Source organism: Dactylosporangium fulvum (assembly GCF_025137375.1).
GTDB lineage: Bacteria > Actinomycetota > Actinomycetes > Mycobacteriales > Micromonosporaceae > Dactylosporangium > Dactylosporangium fulvum.
In genome coordinates this window covers 1,080,253-1,099,179 of sequence record NZ_CP073720.1, presented here as the reverse complement: position 1 = coordinate 1,099,179, position 18,927 = coordinate 1,080,253, and the positions used below count along the sequence as shown (strand labels likewise).

Genomic DNA, 18,927 nt, shown 5'->3' with positions numbered 1-18,927 from the left:
ACCGACAGGATCTAAGCCGTGGGCATTTTGGCACGGCGAGCACGACCCGGCCCCCAGCCGGACGGTAGCGGCGGTGGACGACGATCAGCCAGCGGGGCATTCAACCGAAAAGGCTGATCGCGTCACCAGCCGGCAACCTGTTCACTAGAGGTCGTTCAGCTTGACCTGCGGCTACACACGGCGGGGCGCCGGGACACGTTCCCGCCATGTGAATGAAAGCTCAACTGCTGTCCCGGGAGGAGGACGACGCGGTGGCGCTCGTTCGGGTGTACTGCGGTCTGGCGTCGGCTGACCTCGCCGAGCCGCAGTCGGGTTCCGACATCTGGTTGACCGTCGCGGTCGTCGACGACGCCGGCCGACTCATCGACATCTGCGAGGTGAGCGACGACGCCGGCGGTTACGCCGAGCTGAGCGCGCTGCTGGCGCAGCGCTCCGGCGGCCAGTCCGCCGTTGCGGTCGCGGCCGAGAGCGACGACCACGTCGTCACCCAGCTGCTGACCGCCGCGGGCCGCAACCTCGCGTTCACCGACGACGACTCGGCGGACGACTACGCCGAGCGCTTCGCCGACGACGACTCCCCCGAGGAGATCCAGTCCAACGCCGCCGAGCGGCGGGCCGTCGGCCTCGCCCGGGCGCTGCAGGCCGGTGTCCTCTCCGCGGTCGGGCAGAGCCCGCCGCGCGACATGCTCACCCTCAAGCCGGTGCTCGCCGCGCACGCCGCCGTCGTCGCCGGACGGCAGAGCGCCGCGGCCACGCTCCGTGAGGTGCTCCGCGAGCTCTACCCGGCGGCGCTGCGGGCCTACCCGGACCCGGCCGAGCCGATCCCGCTGGCCGTCCTCGACGCGCTGCCGGAGCCCGGCATCCTCGGCGGCGGCGCCGCCGGTCGCAATCGTGACAACCAGGTCGTCACCGAGCTGGCCGAGACAGGTGTCGCCGACGCGAAGACCCTCAGTGAGGCGATCACCGCCCTGCGGGTCGCCATCGCCGAGACTCCCCGCCGCACCGGCGTCAACCGGGCACTCACCGCCGCCGTCGCCGAGACCATCCGGCAGTCGGTCGCGGCGGTGCGCGCCAGCGACGCCGCCGCGGCGTCCCTCGTCGGCGTGCTCGCCGACAAGATGAGCTCGGCCGTGAGCCGTGCCCAGGCCGGCCGCCAGCGTGCTGCGTCACCGCTCGCGCCCGCCGCGCCGCTGCGCACCGCGTCCGACGCCGCGCCGGCCCGTTCACGCGCGGCCGCTTCGGCCGACAGCACGCCCACCCGGTCGCGGGCCGCCGCCCCGGCAGCCCCCACCACCCCGGCAGCCTCGGCAGCCCCGGCAGCCCCGGCTGCCTCGGCTGCCTCGGCCGAGAGCGCACCGGCCCGTTCGCGGGTCGCGGCCCGGGCCGCCGAGGCCGCGCGCGCCGAAGAGTCGGCCGCGTCGCGTGCCGTCGGTGGGCGCCGCCGGGCGCAGACCACTCCCTCGCAGGCCCAGCCACCGGTCGTGTCCGCACCCCCGGCCGCCTCGTCGCCAGTCGTCTCCGGGCCGCCGGCCGTCGTGTCGACGCCGCCGGTCGTCTCCACCCCGCCCGGCTACACGCCTGCGGCCGCCTACGAGCAGGTGACCTCGGCGCCACCGGTGACCTCGACGCCGCCCGTGACGTCCACGCCGCCGGTCGTCTCCACGCCGCCGGGGTATACCCCCGCGCCGTACCAGCCGCCGACACCGATGTACGCGCCGGCGCCGCCGACCCCGCCGACCTTCCAGCAGCAGCCGGTTCCGGCGTCGATGCAGTCGATCCCGGTGCCGCTCCAGCCGAAACCACCGGCGCCGGTGCCCGTCGCGCCGCTGCCGGTGGCACCCGAGCCGGTCTCTCCGCCGCCGGTCGCACCGGCTCCGGTGATCCCGCCGCCGTCGGCGCCCGCCGCGGCCGAGCCGCAGTTCGCCTCGCTCATGCCGCCGCCTCCGCCGGGTATCGCCCCGCTGCTCGGCGGCGCCGAGGAGCCTCCGCGGTTCGACCCCTCGTTCGGCTACGACCCGTTCGCCCCGGCCACGCGTCCGTCGTCGGCGCCGCCGTCCTCGGCACCCCCGGCGCCGGCCTCCGTGCCGCCCGCCGTGGTCGACTCCAACACCGTGCGGCTGAGCGACCTCAGTTCGCTCGGTGAGCCGCCCACCCTGGAAGCGGCTGCCCCGGAGCCGGGTTCGCGCGCCGGTTGGCCGCTCGGCGGCGGGGAGACGCCGGAAAAGACGTTCTCCTTCTCGGACCCGCTGGCGGCGTCGTCGGAGCTGAGCAGCCTGCCGCGGCTCAGTGACATTCCGGCGCCGCCCGCAGATCTCGAGGAGCTGACCCCGTCGGCGAAGCACAGCCGCGACCGGAAGGACCCGTCCGGCGAGTTCCCCGGCCTGGGCACCGCGGACCACGGTCGCTCAGAAGTGCTGAGCCGCTCCGAGCTGAGCCGGTCCGAGCGCAACCGCGCCGAGCGCAACCGGGCCGAGGCCGAAGCCGAGGCCAAGGCCGAGGAGCAGCCGACCCGGGCCTCCCGGCGGGCGCGTGCCGAGGCCGAGGCCTCGTCGCGCACCGAGATCCCGCGGTCGTCGCGCTCGGAGATTCCCCGGTCGGAGCGTTCCCGCACGGAGATCCCGCGCAGCGAGCGGCCCCGGTCGGAGCGATCTGAGCGGTCGGAGCGGTCGGAGCGGAGCGAGCGCCAGGTTGAGCTGCCACGGCAGCGTGAGGGCCGCATTCCGCCGCCGTGGCAGACCGGTGACCTGCCGGCCGAGCCGGCGGGCCTGCGGCTGGTTGAGCCCGGCCCGGTGCCGGACCCGGCGCTGACCCACACCTACAGCGACGAGCTCAGTGGCGACTACAGCGGCGAGTTCCGGTTCGAGCCACCGGCGCTCCGTTTGGTCGAGCCTGCGGCTGAACGTGCCACCGCCCGCAGCAGCGGCAGCGGCGCCGGCCGCAGCCGCCGGGCCGCGGCCGAGCGTGCGGAGGCCGCAGCCAAGCCGGCGGCAGAGGAGGACGGCGACGGCGACCTCCTGATCTTCGCGGCCGCCCGGTCCGCGTGGTTCACCGACTGGGACACCGAGGCCCCGGAGACCGAGCGTCCCCAGGTCAGCTGGGAAAACTCGAACGACGTGGCGTGGCAGACGGCCCAGCGGGCCAGTGCACCGCAGACCGGCGACGAGACCCACTCCGGCCTTCCCAAGCGTGTCCCCCAGCAGAACCTGGTCCCCGGCTCCCCGGTCAACACCTCGGAGCGCCCGCTGCGCATCGTCCGCGACGCGGCTCAGATCGCGGCCCACACGACGGGCTACTTCCGCGGCTGGCGCCGTGGCCAGGAGGTCGGCGGTTTCGCCGTCGGCGGCCGCCCTGGCCGCGAGTCGGCCGGCGGCTGGGACTTCAGCCGCGAGGCGAGCCGGGACTTCCAGGAGCGCGAATACGAGTACCGCTCCGCCCGTCGCTGACACACCGAACCGAGAGGGCCGCGTCCAACCCCGTTGGGCGCGGCCTTTCCGTTGTTCAGGGGAGCGCTGGAGACGGCAGGAGGCCGACGCCGCCGAGGCCCTTAGACGCTGCTGGAGCCGGCGAGCGCCCTGGAGGCCCCCTGGAGCAGAACGGGCTCAACTCGCGCCAGACGGCTTCCTGGAGGCGGCAAATGGCCCTGTCGCATCGTTAGGCATGACAGTGAGCCGAGGCTGGGCCCGAGGAAGTGTCAAACGCGAACGCGCACCGGGCGACCCCGTCAACGGGGCTGCTCGGTGCGCGGTGCGACTGAGGGGTGTCGGGTGGGATCAGGCAGGCGTTGTGGCGCGGGTCCGCCGCATCGACAGCACGTATTCCACGAGCGAGATGAGCACGTTCTTGGTCGACTCGCGCGTGCGGGCGTCGCAGGAGATCACCGGGATGTCGCTCGAGACGGCAAGGGCCTCGCGCACGTCGTCGGCGTTGTGGTACTGAACGCCGTCGAAGCAGTTGATGGCCACCAGGTACGGCAGGCGCCGGTGCTCGAAGAAATCGATCGCGGCGAAGCAGTCGGCGAGGCGCCGGGTGTCCACCATGACGACCGCGCCGATGGCGCCACGGACCAGCTCGTCCCACATGAACCAGAAGCGGGTCTGGCCCGGGGTACCGAACAGGTACAGGATCAGATCACGGTCGATCGAGATACGACCGAAGTCCATCGCGACCGTGGTCGTCGTCTTGCCGGGCACATTTCGGGTGTCATCCACACCGACACCGGCGGAGGTCATGATGGCCTCGGTGGTCAGCGGTGTGATCTCCGAGACCGAGCCGACCAGTGTGGTCTTGCCCACGCCGAAACCGCCGGCGATGACGATCTTCGCTGACGTGACCCGCCCTGGGCGGTGCGCCACGTCAGAGCCTCCGAAGTCCACTCAGCACCCTCTCAAGCAGTTCTGTGCCCACCGACTCGTTTTCGTCGAGCGAGGTCGGCTCGTACACCGCGACCAGTCCGTCGGCAGCCATGTCCGCCACGATCACCCGGGCGACACCCAGCGGGAGCTGCATGCGCGCCGCGATCTCGGCGAGAGACTGCAAGCGACCGTCGCAAAGCGTGGAAATGTATTGCTGCTCCTGGCCGTGCGCACCGCCCGGCCTTGAATTGGCCGCACGGCCACGCACGGTGGTCTCGACCAGCGCCTCGATCGCAATTTCCAGCTTGGGCCGGGTGCGACCTCGGGTGACGGCGTACGGCCTTACCAACGCGCCCGTTGGCTCATCGCGCTCGGCCATGTTCGCCGTTCACCTCCTCACTCGTCGGGCCTCGTCAACAGCTAATGCGTAGTGCTCTGTCACCTAGTTCAGCTTCAACCGAGCATTGACGCGGTCGGCCGCGGGGGTGGCGTCAATGCGTCACCGACCCTATCGACAAGCAGCGCCATTTCGTAGCCGACCTGGCCGACGTCGCAGGCGCGGGCCGCGAGGACCGCGAACGACGAGCCGTCGGAGATCGACATGAGGAACAGGAAGCCGTTGTCCATTTCGACCACGGTCTGGAGCACCGCACCGCCCTCGAAGCAGCGGGAGGCGCCCTGGGTCAGGCTCACCAAGCCGGACGCGATCGCAGCAAGCTGGTCACCACGGTCGCGCGGCAGGTCACGAGAGGCGGCCAACAGCAGACCGTCGGCCGAGACCGCGACCGCGTGGGCCACCCCCGGCACTCGGTCCGCGAAGTTGGCGAGCAGCCAACCGAGATCCTGCGTAGATGTCATGCCTCTTGCTCCTTGCCAACCTGCGAGTTTTGAGGCCCGGCCGAAGTCGGCTCCGGGGTTTTCGAGTCGTCGGACCGCGTGCGGCCGCGCTGAACGCCTCGGTGATACGCCGACAACAGGCCGCGCACGGACTCCGGCGTCCTCTTGTGCGCAGTGATGGGGTTCTTTTCAACCCCGCCTGGAACCAGCTGCGACATCGGAACGCGCTTAGGCAAACCTCTGTCGGTCGTAGCAAATTCCTGCGCATCGGCGAGTGCCGCCGCCGCTTGCCATCCTTCGTCTGCCGCAGTGTGCCAGTTTACTGTCGGACCGCCTGTCCCCCGCTCAGCCGAACCTCGCGAACTCTCACCCGGAGAACGGGTTTCGAACCGCTGGGCCGGCACGTACGGAGTCTGGGCGTCGCTGTAGGTGACCTCGACCGGTCGGGTTGCGGCACCGTTGCGCTCCGGCGCCGGGGCGGGCGTGGGCGCGGGCTGGGCCGCCGGAGCGGGGTCGTCGAAACCCGGGCGCTTCGTCTGGAACCATGCCGACTCCAGCTCCCGGAAGATCGGCAGCTCCATCGTCTCGTCGACGAAGCGCTGCCGCGAGTCGCCGGTGGAGTCGCCATCCGTGTTCGACGGGTCCCAGTCGAGCCGGACCTGCGGGATCTCCGCCGTCATGTCGACCGGCGGCTGCTCGGGCTGGAAGGCCGGCTGCTGGGGCTGGTACGGCTCGGGGGCCGGCGCCTGCGTGGTCGCCGGGGGCCACGCGGGCGGTGCGAAGGCCGCCGGCGTCTCCGGGGTCTCCGGCCGCTGGCGCGGGATCTGGCCGCTGTTCTCGGCGTTGTCGGCGACCTCGCCGTCGAGCGTCCAGTTCTCGTTCGCACGCCGCTGGGGCAGCGGGTTGAGATCACTCGGCGGGGTGGACCGCTGCGGGCTCGTGCCGTTGACGCCGGTCAGGTCGGACCAGGCGGGCAGGCCACGGCCACCGGCACTGCTGCCGTTGCCGGCTCCGTTGCCAACTCCGTCGCCGTAGGAGGGCGTCGGCCCGGACGGCTCCGGCCGCTGCGGCAGGTCGCCGAACGACGGCCGCGGCGGTGCGCCGTTGGCGAGGCCGTTGACGGTCGGGCGCTCCCCGGTGTTCCCATTGGAGCCGAACAGGCCGCTGCTGGTGAGCGTGCCGAACCGGGGACCGCTGCTCGGAGTCGTGGGCCCGCTCTCCAGCGCCAGCGGCGAGGCGAGCGGCGACAGCGGCGTCGAGGCCGCGGGGATCGGGCGGGCCTCGACCATGTCGTCGGGACCGACGGCGGGCATGCCGGCGGTCGGCATCCCGGCGGTCGCCCGCCCGGACAGCGCCCGCGGCACGAGCACGCCGGTGGGAAGCGTCATGTCGGCGATGGTGCCGCGCTCACGGGCGGCGCGCAGCTCGACCTTGACGCCGTGCCGGGCCGCCAGCCGGGCGACCACGACGAGACCCATCATCCGGGAGACGGCCACGTCGACCATCGGCGGATTGGCGAGCCGGTCGTTGAGCTCCGCCAACTGCTCGGGCGAGACGCCGATGCCGTGGTCCTCGACCAGCAGCACCGCGCGGTCGCCGACGCGCCGGGCCTCGACGATGACCGCCGAGTCGGGCGGCGAGAACGCGGTGGCGTTGTCCAGCAACTCGGCGACCAGGTGGACCATGTCGTTGACCGCGTGGGCCGCGATCTCGATGTCCCGGTCGATCATGCCGAACTCGATGCGCGTGTAGTGCTCCACCTCGGACTGCGCGGCGCGGAGCACGTCCATGAGCGGGGCGGGCTCGCGCTGGATGCGGGTGGAGTCGGCGCCGGCGAGCACCAGGAGGTTTTCGTCGTTGCGGCGCATCCGGGTGGCCAAGTGGTCGAGCTGGAACAGCTCGGCCAGGCGGTCCGGGTCCTCCTCGCCGCGCTCCAGCCGGTCGAGGTGGCCGATGAGCCGGTCGACCAGGATCTGCGAGCGGCGGGCGAGGTTGACGAACATCGTCGCGACGCTGGCCCGCAGGGCGGCCTGCTCGGCCGCGGTGCGGACGGCTTCGAGGTGGACGGCGTTGAACGCCTCGGCGACCTGCCCGAACTCGTCGCGGCTGCGGACCGGCAGTGGCTCGGCGATCTGCAGCGCCACCTGGTGCGGTGACATCTGCGTGGCGAGCGACGGGTCACGCAGTCGCTGCACGGCCTGCGGGAGGCCGAACTGCGCGACGGTGAGCGCGCCGTGGCGCAACTCGCGCAGCGCACGTGCCATCGACCGGGCCACGATCCAGGCGAAGAGGATCGCCAGCAGGAGCATGCCGATCAGGACGCCGGCGGTGATGAGCACCTGCTGCTGCAGGTCGTTGCGGTGCGCGGTCGCGCTCTCGATGTTGTGCTCGTCGAACTCGGACTCGATGCCGCGCAGCAGGTTGGCCTTGTTGACCATTGCGTTGTCCCACGACGCGGCGGTGAACAGCTCCGCCGGTGGGGGCAGCCTGTCGCCGGTGAGCGGGGTGAGCTTGCCCTCGAACGTGGCGGCCTCGCGCAGGTCGGAGCCCGCGATCTTCTTGTCGAACAGGTCGCGGTGCCACGGCTCGGACGCGACGCGGAACTGCTCCTGGGCCTGCGCGTAGCCGGTCAGCGAGGCGTCGAACTCCTTGCGGAGCTGCGGCGTGAAGGTGCCGCTGGTCAGCGCGCGGAGCACGACGACCCGCTCGATGGCCACCTGCTCCTTCATCTCGGAGATCGCGGCGGCGGCGCGCATGTCGGCGCCGAGCTCGGGATTGGAGGAGATCTCGGCGGCGCTGTCGCGGATGCTCAGCAGGTCGTCGATCAGCGTGCGGTACCGGTTGACGACGGTGCTCGCCAGGATCTCCTTGCCACCGTCGGTGATCTGCTTGCGCATGCCCGGCAGGTCGAGCAGCTGCGTGTCGATTGCGGCCAGCTTCCGCCGGAAGTCCTCCGGCGGGTCGGCCAGGCCGGACCGGGTGAGCCGGTAGTTCTTGCTCGCGTCTTCGGTCTTCTGGATCTGCCGCTCGAAGACGGCGCGGGCCTCGACGTCGGCCGGCTGGCCGAGCACGCCGAGCAGCAGCGCCGCATTGGCGCGCTCGCTCTGCAACTCATGGACCAACGCGGATGCCTGGGCGGACAGTCCGGAGAGGGTGCGGGCACGATCGGCGTCGTTCGCCTCGCCGATGTTGCCGACGAGGCCGTTGGTGCCCACCACGACCGTCGCGATGACGGGCACGATCATGATCAGGCCGAGCTTCGACCAGATCGGCAGGTCTCGGAGCCGGCCGACGGGGAAACGTAGACGCGAAGAGACGGGCTCTCGCGTCGTTGGCCGTTTGCTCACTTCACCGCCCTCCGAACCGGCGCCCTGTGAAACAGCAGGCGCCCGCGACCGGCCGACCCTACTGGGCCAGACCTCCGAGATTCCACCATGTTGCGTCTCAAGAAGAAAGCCCAGTCCCGCCGCTGCACCTTATGCACCAGGTTGAAAGAAAGGTTCGATTGGTGGCGATATCCGCCGATCGTCCGCCTACGCTGGGCGATTTACCCGATACACCCAGATGATCATCGGGGACAAAGACGGACATCACGGTCACCCGTCAGGCCAACTTTGCATAGGCGGGCTTGATCACATCGTTGATGAGTGCCAGCCGTTCATCGAACGGAATGAACGCACTCTTCATGGCATTCACCGTGAACCATTGCAACTCGGACCAGCCGTACCCGAACGCCTCGACGAGCAGCGCCATCTCGCGGGACATGGAGGTGCCGCTCATCAGCCGGTTGTCGGTGTTCACCGTGACCCGGAACCGCAGGTCACGCAGCAGCCCGATCGGGTGTTCCCGGATCGAGGCGGCGGCGCCGGTCTGCACGTTCGACGAGGGGCAGAGCTCGAGCGGGATGCGCTTGTCCCGCACATACGCGGCGAGCCTGCCGAGGGAGTTGTCCGGGCCGATGTCGTCGACGATGCGCACGCCGTGTCCGAGCCGGTCCGCGCCGCACCACTGGATGGCCTGCCAGATCGACGGCAGGCCGAACGCTTCGCCGGCATGGATGGTGAAATGCGAGTTCTCGCGCTGGAGGTATTCGAAGGCGTCCAGGTGGCGGGTGGGCGGGAAGCCGGCCTCGGCCCCGGCGATGTCGAACCCGACGACGCCGGCGTCGCGATACCGCACCGACAGCTCAGCGATCTCCATCGAGCGGGCCGCGTGGCGCATCGCGGTCAGCAGGGTGCCGACCCGGATCGGGTTGCCGGCGGCGGCGGCCTCGGCCGAACCGTCGCGGAACCCGTCCAGCACCGCCTCCACCACCTCCGGCAGGGTCAGGCCCTTCTCCAGGTGCTGCTCCGGCGCGAAGCGGACCTCCGCGTAGACCACCCCGTCGGCGGCCAGGTCGAGGGCGCATTCCCGCGCCACCCGGTGCAGGGCCTCCGCCGTCTGCATCACCGCCACCGTGTGCGAGAACGTCTCGAGGTATCGCTCCAGGGATCCCGAGTCCGCGGCGGCGACGAACCACTCCGCCAGCCCTTCGGGGGTCGCGGCGGGCAGGTCGTGCCCGATGCCGGCGGCGAGGTCGAGGATGGTGGCGGGGCGCAGTCCGCCGTCGAGGTGGTCGTGGAGCAGAGCCTTCGGCGCGCGACGGATCTCGTCGTAGGTGGGTGCAACCATGGAACGACACTAGTAGGGTGCTTGCCGCCGTCATCAGACATCTGCGCTGTCCGGTCTGCCATGACCCGCTTTCACCCGCCGACCGTGCGTTGCGCTGCCCGCGGGGGCACTCGTTCGACGTGGCGAAACAGGGGTACGTCGACCTGACCGCCGGCCGGACCGTGCACACCGGCGACAGCGCCGAGATGGTCGCGGCCCGTGCGGCCCTGCTCACGGCGGGACATTTCGACGTGATCGCCGACTCGGTGCGTTCGTGCGTCGCCACGGCCGGGTTCGTCGTCGAGGTCGGCGCCGGGACGGCGCACTACCTGGCACGCGCGCTGGCCCCGGAGGCGACCGGCCTGGCCGTCGACGTGTCGAAGCCCGCCCTGCGGCGCGCGGCCCGGGCCGACCCCCGGGTGGGCGCCGTGCGGGCGGACGTGTGGCAGGGCCTGCCGGTCGCCGACGGCGCGGCAGACGCGGTCCTCGACGTCTTCGCCCCCCGCTCGGGCGCCGAGTTCGCCCGCATCCTCCGGCCGTCGGGGCGGCTCGTGGTGGTGACTCCGACGCCGGACCACCTGGCGGAGCTGGTGACGGCGCTGGGCCTGATCGGCGTCGACCCGGAGAAGCCCGCCCGGCTGGCCGGCAGCTTGGAGCGCTGGTTCACCCAGGAGTCGGCGCACGTGCTGACGGCCCCGCTGCGACTGCCTCGCTCCGACGCGGCCGCCCTGGTCGGTATGGGCCCCAGCGCCTGGCATGTCGACGCCGCGGCGGTGCAGGCACGGCTGGCCGAACTGGCCGAGCCGATCGAGGCCACCCTGGCGGTCGAGCTGTCCGTGTGGCGACGGCGCTAGGTGGAAAGATCCACTTCCTCCCAGTTGGGCGGGGCGCCGTGGTACGGGCCGGTGAAAACCACCGCCCACTCCAGGGCCCAGCGCCGCTGTCCCACGACGTTGGAGTCCACCTGGCCCGGCAGCGGCAGGCGGCGCCGCTCGGCCTCCAGGTACGACCAGTCCAGGCAGTAGTACAGGTCCAGCTGCGCCGCCGCCGAGGCCGCGTCGCGTGGTGCCGCGAGTGTGCGGCAGCGCCACGCGGTGAACGTCTCGCCTTGCGGCAGGTTGGGCAGGCGCTCCAGCAGCCCGTCGGCCGACGGGCGCAGCGGGTCGAGGTCCATCGCGATGCCCAGCAGCCAGGACAGCGCGAACAGCGCCTCCAGGTGCAGCGCAAAGGACCGCTCGTCGCCTTCGTCCTCGGCGACGAAGTGCCACTCCGGCCGGGTCAGCAGGTCAACGAGCTTCGCCTCCAGCAGCCAGTCCATCGCGAGCTCCGGCGGCATGCCGACGGTGCGGGCGAGCACCACGTTGAGGACCGCGGCGCGCGCCTCGATCTCGTCACCGGGGCGCAACTCCACCAGGTCCCCCGGCTCCCAGCACAGGGGGAAGTTGGGCGGTGGAAGGGGAAGCCGCAGGCGGTGCAGTTCTTCGAGACTCGCCTCCCGCACGCGCTGCGGGTCCGGCGCCGTGACGCTCACCCGCGCACTGTAGCCGAGCGTCAGTCCGGATCCCTATTGGCCAGGTCAGGGGCGAACGCGGGCAGGCAGATCGCCACATATTCGGCGCCCTCACCGTCGGACGTGCTGTACCGGATCCGTTCGCCGGCCCGCGTGACCACGGCCTGACCGGCGGAGACGTCGACAACCCCGCCGTCGTACTCAACGCGGACCGTGCCGCGGAGCACAATCGTGAACTCGTCGAACGCCGGGGTCTGGAACGGCTCGGTCCAGCCACCCGGAGCGATCATCTTCGCGACGGAGACCGCGGATTCGCCGGAGTTCACCCGGCCCACGTACTCGTCGATGATCTTCCCGCCGGGCACGGGGATCTGGGTGGGTGCCTTGATCAGCTCGGGCATCAGGAAATCCTGTCCAGGATGAGCGGTCGGGGGTTCGGTGGAGCGTCGGCGACGGTCACCGCGGTGCGGGCCACCTCCAGCGCGGCCGGCAGTTTCGCGGCGTCCTCCGCGCGCAGTTCCATGATCACGTCACCGGCCTTGACTGCCGCGCCGGGCTTGCGGTGCAGGATGATCCCGGCCGAGGAGCTGACCGGATCCTCCTTGCGTGCCCGGCCGGCGCCGAGCCGCCAGGCGGCGACCCCGACGGCGTAGGCGTCCATGGTGGCGACATAGCCGTCCCGGTCGGCGGTGATCCGCTCGACCTCGTCGGCGACGGGCAACGGCGCGTCCGGGTCGCCGCCCTGTGCGCGGACCAGGGCCCGCCACGAGTCCATCGCCCGGCCGTCGTCGATCGCGGCCCGCGGGTCGGCGTCGGCGAGGCCCGCCGCGTCGAGCATCTCCCGCGCCAGCGCCATGGTCAGCGCGACGACGTCCTGCGGGCCGCCGCCGGCGAGCACCTCCAGCGACTCCTCGACCTCCACGGAGTGGCCGACGGCGCGGCCCAGCGGCACCTCCATGTCGGTGAGCAGCGCGACCGTGGTCACGTCGTGTGCCTTGCCCAGCTCGACCATCGTCCGGGCCAGCTCGCGGGCGTCGGCCACGTCGCGCATGAACGCGCCGGAGCCGAACTTCACGTCGAGCACCAGCGCGCCGGTGCCCTCGGCGATCTTCTTGCTCATGATCGAGCTGGCGATCAGCGGAATCGCCTCGACGGTGCCGGTGACGTCACGCAGGGCGTAGAGCTTGCGGTCGGCCGGGGCCAGGCCCTCGCCTGCGGCGCAGATGGCCGCGCCCACGGTGCTCAACTGCTCGACGAACTGCTCGTTCGTCAGCTTGGTGCCGAAGCCCGGGATGGCTTCCAGCTTGTCCAGCGTGCCGCCGGTGTGGCCGAGACCGCGGCCGGACAGCTGCGGTACCGCCGCACCACAGGCGGCGACGAGGGGCGTCAGCGGCAGAGTGATCTTGTCGCCGACGCCGCCCGTCGAGTGCTTGTCGACGGTCGGGCGCCCCACCGTCAACAGGTCCAGCCGTTCGCCGGAGGCGATCATGGCGGCGGTCCAGCGGGCGATCTCGGCGGCGGTCATGCCGTTGAGCAGGATCGCCATCGCCAGGGCCGACATCTGCTCGTCGGCGACCGCACTGCGGGTGTACGCGTCGACGACCCAGTCGATCTGCTCGTCGCTGAGGACGCCCTTGTCCCGCTTGGTGCGGATGACGTCCACGGCCGCGAAGCTCATCAGGTGCTCCAGTCATGCTCGATGCCGGCCGGTCGGGGGGTGTCCCCGGCCCAGCTGGCGGTGCCCTGCGCGTCGATCACGACGACACGGGGCGTGCGGATCCGGCCCCAGTTGACCGCCTCGGCGGCGGTGTCCCAGGTCGGGCCCTCCTCGAGGATGCCCGTCCGCTCGTCGTCGCCGGTGCCGGACGAGCGCTCCCAGTACGCGGTCCAGATCTGCTGGCCCGCGGCGATCTCGGGATGGACGAAGACGGTGCCGCTGCCGACCTTCAGCGCGAGCGCCGCCGGGACCGTCGGCTGCTTGTCCCGCTCGGCCGCGAACCGCTCCAGGTCGGTGTCGTCGAACGCATACGGCAGCAGCGCCGTCATGGACAGCGGCCCGCTCGCGTGGTCGATGAGCAGCGCCGGGCCGCCGTGCTCCCACAGCAGCTGGCGGCAGCGGCCGCACGGCATGAGCGGGCGGCCCTCACCGTCGACGCAGGCGAGCGCCACGAGCCGGCCGCCGCCGGTCACCTGGAGGTTGGAAACCAGCCCGCACTCGGCGCACAGACCCAGACCGTACGACGCGTTCTCGACGTTGCAGCCGACCACCACCCGGCCGTCGTCGACGAGCGCCGCCGCGCCGACCGGAAAGTTCGAATACGGAGCGTAGGCACGCCCCATCGCCGTGATGGCCGCGCTTCGCAGCGCGGCCCAGTCGACGTCCACCCGTCATCCTCCACGTCTGTACGGCTTGCCGTCCGCGGCAGGCGGTCGGAGCCGCTGTGCGGCGAGCGCCAGCACCACGAGGACCGTGATGTAGGGCGCGGCCTGCACGAGTGCCGTCGGGATCGTGTCCACCGAGAAGAACAATACGTAGGACAGGATGCCCAGGACGGCTGAAGAGATGGCCACCACGCGGTTGCGGCGGCGGAACTCCCAGACCGCGAGCGCCAGCAGGAGTGCCCCCACGAGGATGAGCAGGGCGTGCACCGACTCGCTGCCACGTCGCAGCTGTAGCGCGTCGGTGTAGCCGAACAGCGAGGCGCCCAGCGCCAGGCCGCCCGGCCGCCAGTTGCCGAAGATCATCGCGGCGAGACCGATGTAACCGCGGCCACCGGTCTGGCCCTCGCGGTAGATCGCCGAGCTGACCGTCGACAGGAACACGCCGCCCAGGCCGGCCATCGCGCCGGAGATGATCACGCCGTAGTACTTGTACCGGTACACGTTGATGCCGAGGCTCCCGGCGGCGTGCGGGTCCTCGCCGACGGAGCGGACCCGCAGGCCGAACGAGGTGCGCCACAGCAGCCACCAGGTCAGCGGGATCAGCAGTACGGCCAGGATCGTCACGATCGACACCTCGACCAGCAACCCGCGCAGCACCCCGGCGACGTCACTGATCAGGAACCAGTGCTTGCGCTCGAGCCCGGCCAGGTCGTCGACGAACGGCACGGAGACGCGGGGCAGGCGGGGCGCGGTCGGCGACTGGGTCGAACCGGCGCCGGGAGTGCCGCTCCACGCGAGATAAGAGAGGTACCGCGCGACGCCCGGCGCCAGGATCGTCATCGCCACACCGGAGATGATGTGGTCGACGCCGAAGGTGACGGTCGCCACCGCGTGCAGGAGCCCGCCGACGGCACCGCCGAGGACACCGAGCAGCAGCCCGATCCACGGGCCGAATTCGATGCTCCCCCAGGCGCCGAACCACGTGCCGAGGATCAGCTGGCCTTCGAGGCCGATGTTGACGACACCGGCCCGCTCGGACCACAGGCCGCCGAGGCCGGCCAGGCCGAGCGGGATCGCGGCTTGGAGGGCCGCCTGGACGGCGCCCTGCGAGGTGACGTCGTCGGCGCCGGTGAGCAGGTGCACCAGCGACAGGCCGACCAGCACCCCGGCGATGATGAGCAGGATCTTCGGCGTGGTCATCCGCCGTGACTTCGGCTTGCCCGCCGGGGCCGCCGGAGCGGTCGAGAGCATGGTGTCGGCGGTCACTTCGACTCCTCCGTGCCGGTGTCACCGGACTTGGCCTGGGTCTCCGTCGCGGTGGTGCCCGGGGCGGTCGCGCCGCCGGCGCCGCCCGTGGGGACGCCGGCCGCGGCCAGCGGGGCAGAACCGGCCGGGGCCGCGGTCGCGACACCGACCCGCTTCTGCTGGGCGCGGCGGCCGATGCGGGCGGCCAGTTCGTAGGCGATGACCACGGACAGGACGGCGACGCCCTGCATGATCAGGACGATCTCCTTGGGGATGCCGTCGAGGTCGAGGATGAGCTGCGAGCGGGCCAGGAAGCCCCAGAGGATCGCGCCCAGCGCCATGCCGACCGGGTGGTTGCGGCCGAGCAGCGCGACCGCGATGCCGGTGAAGCCGATGCCGCCGAAGCCCTCGGTGTAGGTGTGACTCTCGCCGAGCATGCGGGGCAGGTTGACCATGCCGGCGATCGCGCCGGAGATCAGCATCGCGACGATCACCATGCGCTTGGCGTCGACGCCGCTGGCCACCGCCGCGCTCGGGTTGTAGCCGGTGGCCCGCAGGTCGAAGCCGAAGCGGGTGCGGCCGATGCCGAACCAGTAGACGACGCCCAGGATCACCGCGATCACCAGGAAGCCGAGCACCTTCTGGTCGGTGCCGGAGACGATCGGCAGGCCGGGCATCCACGAGTTCTCGGGCAGGATGCCGGTGGTCTTGATCTGCGCGCCCGGCTCCTGCACGCCCCAGTGATCGTTGAGCAGCCAGGTGACGACGAGGCCGCCGATCGCGTTGAGCATCAGGGTCGAGATGACCTCGCTGACCCCGCGCTGGGTCTTCAGCAGCGCCGCGATGAGCGCCCAGAGCCCGCCGACGATCATCGCCACGACGATGATCAGCACGATCCGCACCGGACCCGGGACCCAGCTCATGAAGGAGGCGCTGGCCAGCGCGCCGGCCATGAACGCACCGATCTTCGACTGGCCCTCGACGCCGATGTTGAACAGGCCCATCTTGAAGCCGATGGCGACCGCGACGGCGGCGATGTAGTACTCGCTGGCCTTGTTGAGGATCTCGACCTGCGAGTCGGGCAGCATGCCGAAGTCGTACATGTGCTGGAACGCCAGCAGCGGATCCTTGTCGCTGATGAGCAACGCGATCGACGAGATGGCCGCGGCGATGACCAGGGCCGCGACAGGGGCGACGAGCTGCGGTAGCAGCTTGCCGAGGTCGATCCGCCGGGAGCCTACGGCGGCGGTCATGGGGTGGCCTCCTGCGGTCCGGATGCGGCGGCGGTCGGGTCGGTCGTCGCGCCGGTCATGGCCACGCCGAGCTGCTCGGGCGTGACCGTCGCGGGGTCGGCGTCGGCCACCAGCCGCCCACCATAGATGACCTTCAGCGAGTCGGACAGACCGATCAGCTCGTCGAGGTCGGCGGAGATCAGCAGCACGCCCATCCCGGCGATGCGCGCGTTACGGATGTGGTCCCAGATCGCGGCCTGGGCGCCGACGTCGACCCCACGGGTCGGGTGTGCGGCGATGAGCACCTTGGGCGCGTGGCTCATCTCGCGGCCGACGATGAGCTTCTGCTGGTTGCCGCCGGAGAGCGCCACGGCGGCGACGTCGATGCTGGGGGTGCGGACGTCGTACTCGGCGACGATCCGGGTGGTGTCGCGCCGGGCGCCACCGACGTCGATGAGGGGCCCGCGGGCGTTGGGCCGCTGGGTCTGGTGTCCGAGGATACGGTTCTCCCAGAGCGGCGCGTCGAGCAGCAGGCCCTGCCGGTGCCGGTCCTCCGGGATGTAGCCGATACCGGCCTCGCGCCTGCGGCGCGTGGTCCAGGCGGACACGTCGGTGTCACCCAGCAGCACGGTGCCGGTGGCGGGCCGCATGCCCATGATCGCCTCGGCGAGCTCGGCCTGGCCGTTGCCCTCGACGCCGGCGATGCCGACGACCTCGCCCTTGTGGATCGTGAACGTGGCGTCGGCGACGACCGGACGGCCGTCGGCGCCCGTGACGGTGAGGCCCCTGACGACCAGGGCCGGCACGTCGGTGACGGTCGACTCGCGGGCCTCGGGGCTGGGCAGCTCGCTGCCGACCATGAGCGTGGCCAGCTGGCGGGCGCTCACGCCGGCGGGCTTGACGGAGGCGACCGTCGTGCCGCGGCGGATGACCGTGATGTCGTCGGCGACCGAGCGCACCTCGTCGAGCTTGTGCGAGATGAACAGCACGGTCAGGCCCTCGCGGATGAGCTCGCGGAGGTTGCCGAACAGCTCGTCGACCTCCTGCGGGACCAGCACCGCGGTCGGTTCGTCGAGGATCAGGATGCGGGCGCCGCGGTAGAGCACCTTGAGGATCTCGACGCGCTGGCGGTCGCCGACGCCGAGGTCCTCGACGAGCTCGTCGGGGTCGACGCCCAGCCCGTACCGCTGGGAGATCTCTTTGATCTTGGTCCTGGCCTGCGCACCGATCCCGTGCAGCTTCTCGGCCCCGAGCACGACGTTTTCGGCGACCGTGAAGTTGTCGGCCAGCATGAAGTGCTGGTGCACCATGCCGATGCCGGCCTCGATCGCGCCCTGCGGTGAGGAGAACCGCACCGGGCGGCCCTCGATCAGGATCTCGCCCTCGTCCGGGGGCTGCATCCCGTAGAGGATCTTCATAAGGGTCGACTTGCCGGCACCGTTCTCACCGACGATCGCGTGGATCGTGCCCTTGCGGACGGTGAGGTTGACGTCGGAGTTCGCCACAACGCCGGGGAACCTTTTGGTGATCCCCTTGAGCTCGACGGCGGGTGGTTCCGCGGTCATCCAGAGGCTCCTAACACGCGCTGGCGGGGGACCGGATCACAGTCCCCCGCCAGACACCGGATGTCTACTACTACTTGGTCGGCACCGTGATCTTGCCGGAGACGATGTCGGCCTTGAACGCGTCCAGCTTGTCCTTGATGTCGTCGACCTGGCCGCCGGAGGTGGCGTAGCCGACGCCGTCGGCCTTCAGGTCGAACACCGTCGCGCCGGCCTTGAAGTTGCCCGCGGCGTAGTCCTTGACGAAGTTGAACACGGCGTTGTCGACCCGCTTGAGCATCGACGTCATGATGACCGTCTTGAGCGACGCGTCGGTCACGGTGTTGTACTGGTCCGAGTCGACACCGATGGCGAGGGTCTTCTTGGCCTTGGCGGCCTCGAAGACGCCGGTGCCGGAGCCGCCGGCCGCCGCGTAGATGATGTCGGCACCCTGGTCATACATGCCGCTGGCGGCGGTGTTGCCGCCGGTCGGGTCGTTGAAGCCCTTGCAGGCCTCGGCCGGGGTCGACAGGTAGTTGGTCAGGACCTTGATGTCGGCCTTGGCGGCCTTGGCGCCGGCCGTGAAGCCCGCCTCGAACTTCTTGATCAGGTCGACCTGGCAGCCACCGATGAAGCCGACCGTGCCGGTCTTGGTCTTCAGGGCCGCGGCGGCGCCGACCAGGAAGGAGCCCTGCTCCTCGGCGAACACGAGGTCGGCCACGTTGTCGGCGGTCGTGCCGCCGTCGACGATGGCGAACTTGGTGGTCGGGCAGTCCTTGGCCGCACGGGCGAGCGGGCCGTTCTTGGCGTCGGCGCCGTCGTAGACGAAGCCGACGGCGATCACCGGGTTGTAGCCACCCTGGCAGAGCAGCTTCAGTCGCGAGTACTTGTCGTTCTCGCTCTCGCCGGCGACCGCGGCCAGGTCCTTGACCTCGATGTTGAGGTCGCTCTTGACCCGGTCGAGGCCCGCGGCGGCGGAGTCGTTGAAGGACTTGTCACCCCGGCCGCCGATGTCGAAGGCGAGGCCCACCTTGACGTTCTGCTTCGCAGGGGCGCTGCCGTCGCTGCCCGTCCCGCTGTCCTTGTTATCGCCACAAGCGGCTGTGCTCAACGCGACAATCGCCACGGCGGCGGCCGCGAGAACCTTCATCCCACGCACTCGGCGCAAGACGGTCTCC

General features: G+C 71.2%; 15 protein-coding genes. 2 read left to right on the top strand and 13 right to left on the bottom strand.

Translation table 11 applies throughout. The annotated features are described in order from the left end of the window. Window positions 1-212 precede the first annotated feature (212 nt). Window positions 213-3,443 (top strand): hypothetical protein, encoded by a 3,231-nt coding sequence (locus Dfulv_RS05125; protein WP_259869891.1) that lies wholly within the window; start codon window positions 213-215, stop codon window positions 3,441-3,443. Window positions 3,444-3,770: 327 nt separating this feature from the next. Here the strand turns inward: Dfulv_RS05125 and Dfulv_RS05120 are convergent, their stop codons facing one another. From Dfulv_RS05120 to Dfulv_RS05100, 5 genes are all read right to left on the bottom strand, one after another. Further along, entirely contained in the window at window positions 3,771-4,373 is a 603-nt protein-coding gene (locus Dfulv_RS05120) for a GTP-binding protein (RefSeq protein WP_259861452.1), read from the bottom strand. Continuing rightward, a complete protein-coding gene (locus tag Dfulv_RS05115; RefSeq protein WP_259861451.1) occupies window positions 4,354-4,731 on the bottom strand; it encodes a DUF742 domain-containing protein in 378 nt (125 codons plus the stop codon). The genes Dfulv_RS05120 and Dfulv_RS05115 overlap by 20 nt, the downstream gene beginning before the upstream one ends. A gap of 74 nt (window positions 4,732-4,805) precedes the next feature. After that, window positions 4,806-5,210: a roadblock/LC7 domain-containing protein gene (locus tag Dfulv_RS05110; RefSeq protein ID WP_033358336.1), complete on the bottom strand. Its 405-nt coding sequence runs from the start codon at window positions 5,208-5,210 to the stop codon at window positions 4,806-4,808. Further along, window positions 5,207-8,536: a sensor histidine kinase gene (locus Dfulv_RS05105; RefSeq protein ID WP_425553034.1), complete on the bottom strand. Its 3,330-nt coding sequence runs from the start codon at window positions 8,534-8,536 to the stop codon at window positions 5,207-5,209. The genes Dfulv_RS05110 and Dfulv_RS05105 overlap by 4 nt, the downstream gene beginning before the upstream one ends. A gap of 256 nt (window positions 8,537-8,792) precedes the next feature. Further along, a complete protein-coding gene (locus Dfulv_RS05100) occupies window positions 8,793-9,860 on the bottom strand; it encodes an adenosine deaminase (protein ID WP_259861449.1) in 1,068 nt (355 codons plus the stop codon). A gap of 17 nt (window positions 9,861-9,877) precedes the next feature. Between Dfulv_RS05100 and Dfulv_RS05095 the strand changes: the two genes are divergently transcribed. Continuing rightward, window positions 9,878-10,693, top strand: a complete 816-nt coding sequence (locus Dfulv_RS05095; protein ID WP_259861447.1) for a putative RNA methyltransferase — start codon at window positions 9,878-9,880, stop codon at window positions 10,691-10,693. On the opposite strand, the gene Dfulv_RS05090 is transcribed toward Dfulv_RS05095, so the two are convergent. From Dfulv_RS05090 to Dfulv_RS05055, 8 genes are all read right to left on the bottom strand, one after another. Then, window positions 10,690-11,370 carry a DUF4272 domain-containing protein gene (locus Dfulv_RS05090; RefSeq protein ID WP_259861446.1) on the bottom strand — a complete coding sequence of 227 codons (681 nt, stop codon included), beginning with the start codon at window positions 11,368-11,370 and terminating at the stop codon, window positions 10,690-10,692. The genes Dfulv_RS05095 and Dfulv_RS05090 overlap by 4 nt on opposite strands. A 20-nt stretch (window positions 11,371-11,390) precedes the next feature. Beyond that, window positions 11,391-11,750 (bottom strand): cupin domain-containing protein, encoded by a 360-nt coding sequence (locus Dfulv_RS05085; protein WP_259861445.1) that lies wholly within the window; start codon window positions 11,748-11,750, stop codon window positions 11,391-11,393. After that, window positions 11,750-13,030 (bottom strand): thymidine phosphorylase, encoded by a 1,281-nt coding sequence (locus Dfulv_RS05080; protein ID WP_259867435.1) that lies wholly within the window; start codon window positions 13,028-13,030, stop codon window positions 11,750-11,752. Before Dfulv_RS05080 ends, Dfulv_RS05085 begins: the two co-directional genes overlap by 1 nt. Beyond that, window positions 13,027-13,734 (bottom strand): cytidine deaminase, encoded by a 708-nt coding sequence (locus tag Dfulv_RS05075; protein ID WP_259861444.1) that lies wholly within the window; start codon window positions 13,732-13,734, stop codon window positions 13,027-13,029. Before Dfulv_RS05075 ends, Dfulv_RS05080 begins: the two co-directional genes overlap by 4 nt. A gap of 3 nt (window positions 13,735-13,737) precedes the next feature. Next, complete coding sequence (locus Dfulv_RS05070) at window positions 13,738-14,997, bottom strand: ABC transporter permease (RefSeq protein ID WP_259861443.1); 1,260 nt, start codon at window positions 14,995-14,997, stop codon at window positions 13,738-13,740. After that, a complete protein-coding gene (locus Dfulv_RS05065; protein WP_259861442.1) occupies window positions 14,994-16,229 on the bottom strand; it encodes an ABC transporter permease in 1,236 nt (411 codons plus the stop codon). The genes Dfulv_RS05070 and Dfulv_RS05065 overlap by 4 nt, the downstream gene beginning before the upstream one ends. Then, the gene (locus Dfulv_RS05060; RefSeq protein ID WP_259861441.1) at window positions 16,226-17,773 is read right to left on the bottom strand and encodes an ABC transporter ATP-binding protein; all 1,548 of its coding nucleotides are present in this window, start codon (window positions 17,771-17,773) and stop codon (window positions 16,226-16,228) included. The genes Dfulv_RS05065 and Dfulv_RS05060 overlap by 4 nt, the downstream gene beginning before the upstream one ends. 70 nt (window positions 17,774-17,843) lie before the next feature. Continuing rightward, window positions 17,844-18,899, bottom strand: a complete 1,056-nt coding sequence (locus Dfulv_RS05055; RefSeq protein ID WP_259861440.1) for a BMP family lipoprotein — start codon at window positions 18,897-18,899, stop codon at window positions 17,844-17,846. Window positions 18,900-18,927: the final 28 nt, after the last annotated feature.

Bases quoted from the DNA above. Each gene is read 5' to 3' on its own strand.
- Dfulv_RS05110 (WP_033358336.1), bottom strand. From the start codon at position 5,210: ATGACATCTACGCAGGATCTCGGTTGGCTGCTCGCCAACTTCGCGGAC.
- Dfulv_RS05085 (WP_259861445.1), bottom strand. From the start codon at position 11,750: ATGCCCGAGCTGATCAAGGCACCCACCCAGATCCCCGTGCCCGGCGGG.
- Dfulv_RS05100 (WP_259861449.1), bottom strand. From the start codon at position 9,860: ATGGTTGCACCCACCTACGACGAGATCCGTCGCGCGCCGAAGGCTCTG.
- Dfulv_RS05060 (WP_259861441.1), bottom strand. From the start codon at position 17,773: ATGACCGCGGAACCACCCGCCGTCGAGCTCAAGGGGATCACCAAAAGG.
- Dfulv_RS05115 (WP_259861451.1), bottom strand. From the start codon at position 4,731: ATGGCCGAGCGCGATGAGCCAACGGGCGCGTTGGTAAGGCCGTACGCC.
- Dfulv_RS05125 (WP_259869891.1), top strand. From the start codon at position 213: ATGAAAGCTCAACTGCTGTCCCGGGAGGAGGACGACGCGGTGGCGCTC.
- Dfulv_RS05055 (WP_259861440.1), bottom strand. From the start codon at position 18,899: ATGAAGGTTCTCGCGGCCGCCGCCGTGGCGATTGTCGCGTTGAGCACA.
- Dfulv_RS05065 (WP_259861442.1), bottom strand. From the start codon at position 16,229: ATGACCGCCGCCGTAGGCTCCCGGCGGATCGACCTCGGCAAGCTGCTA.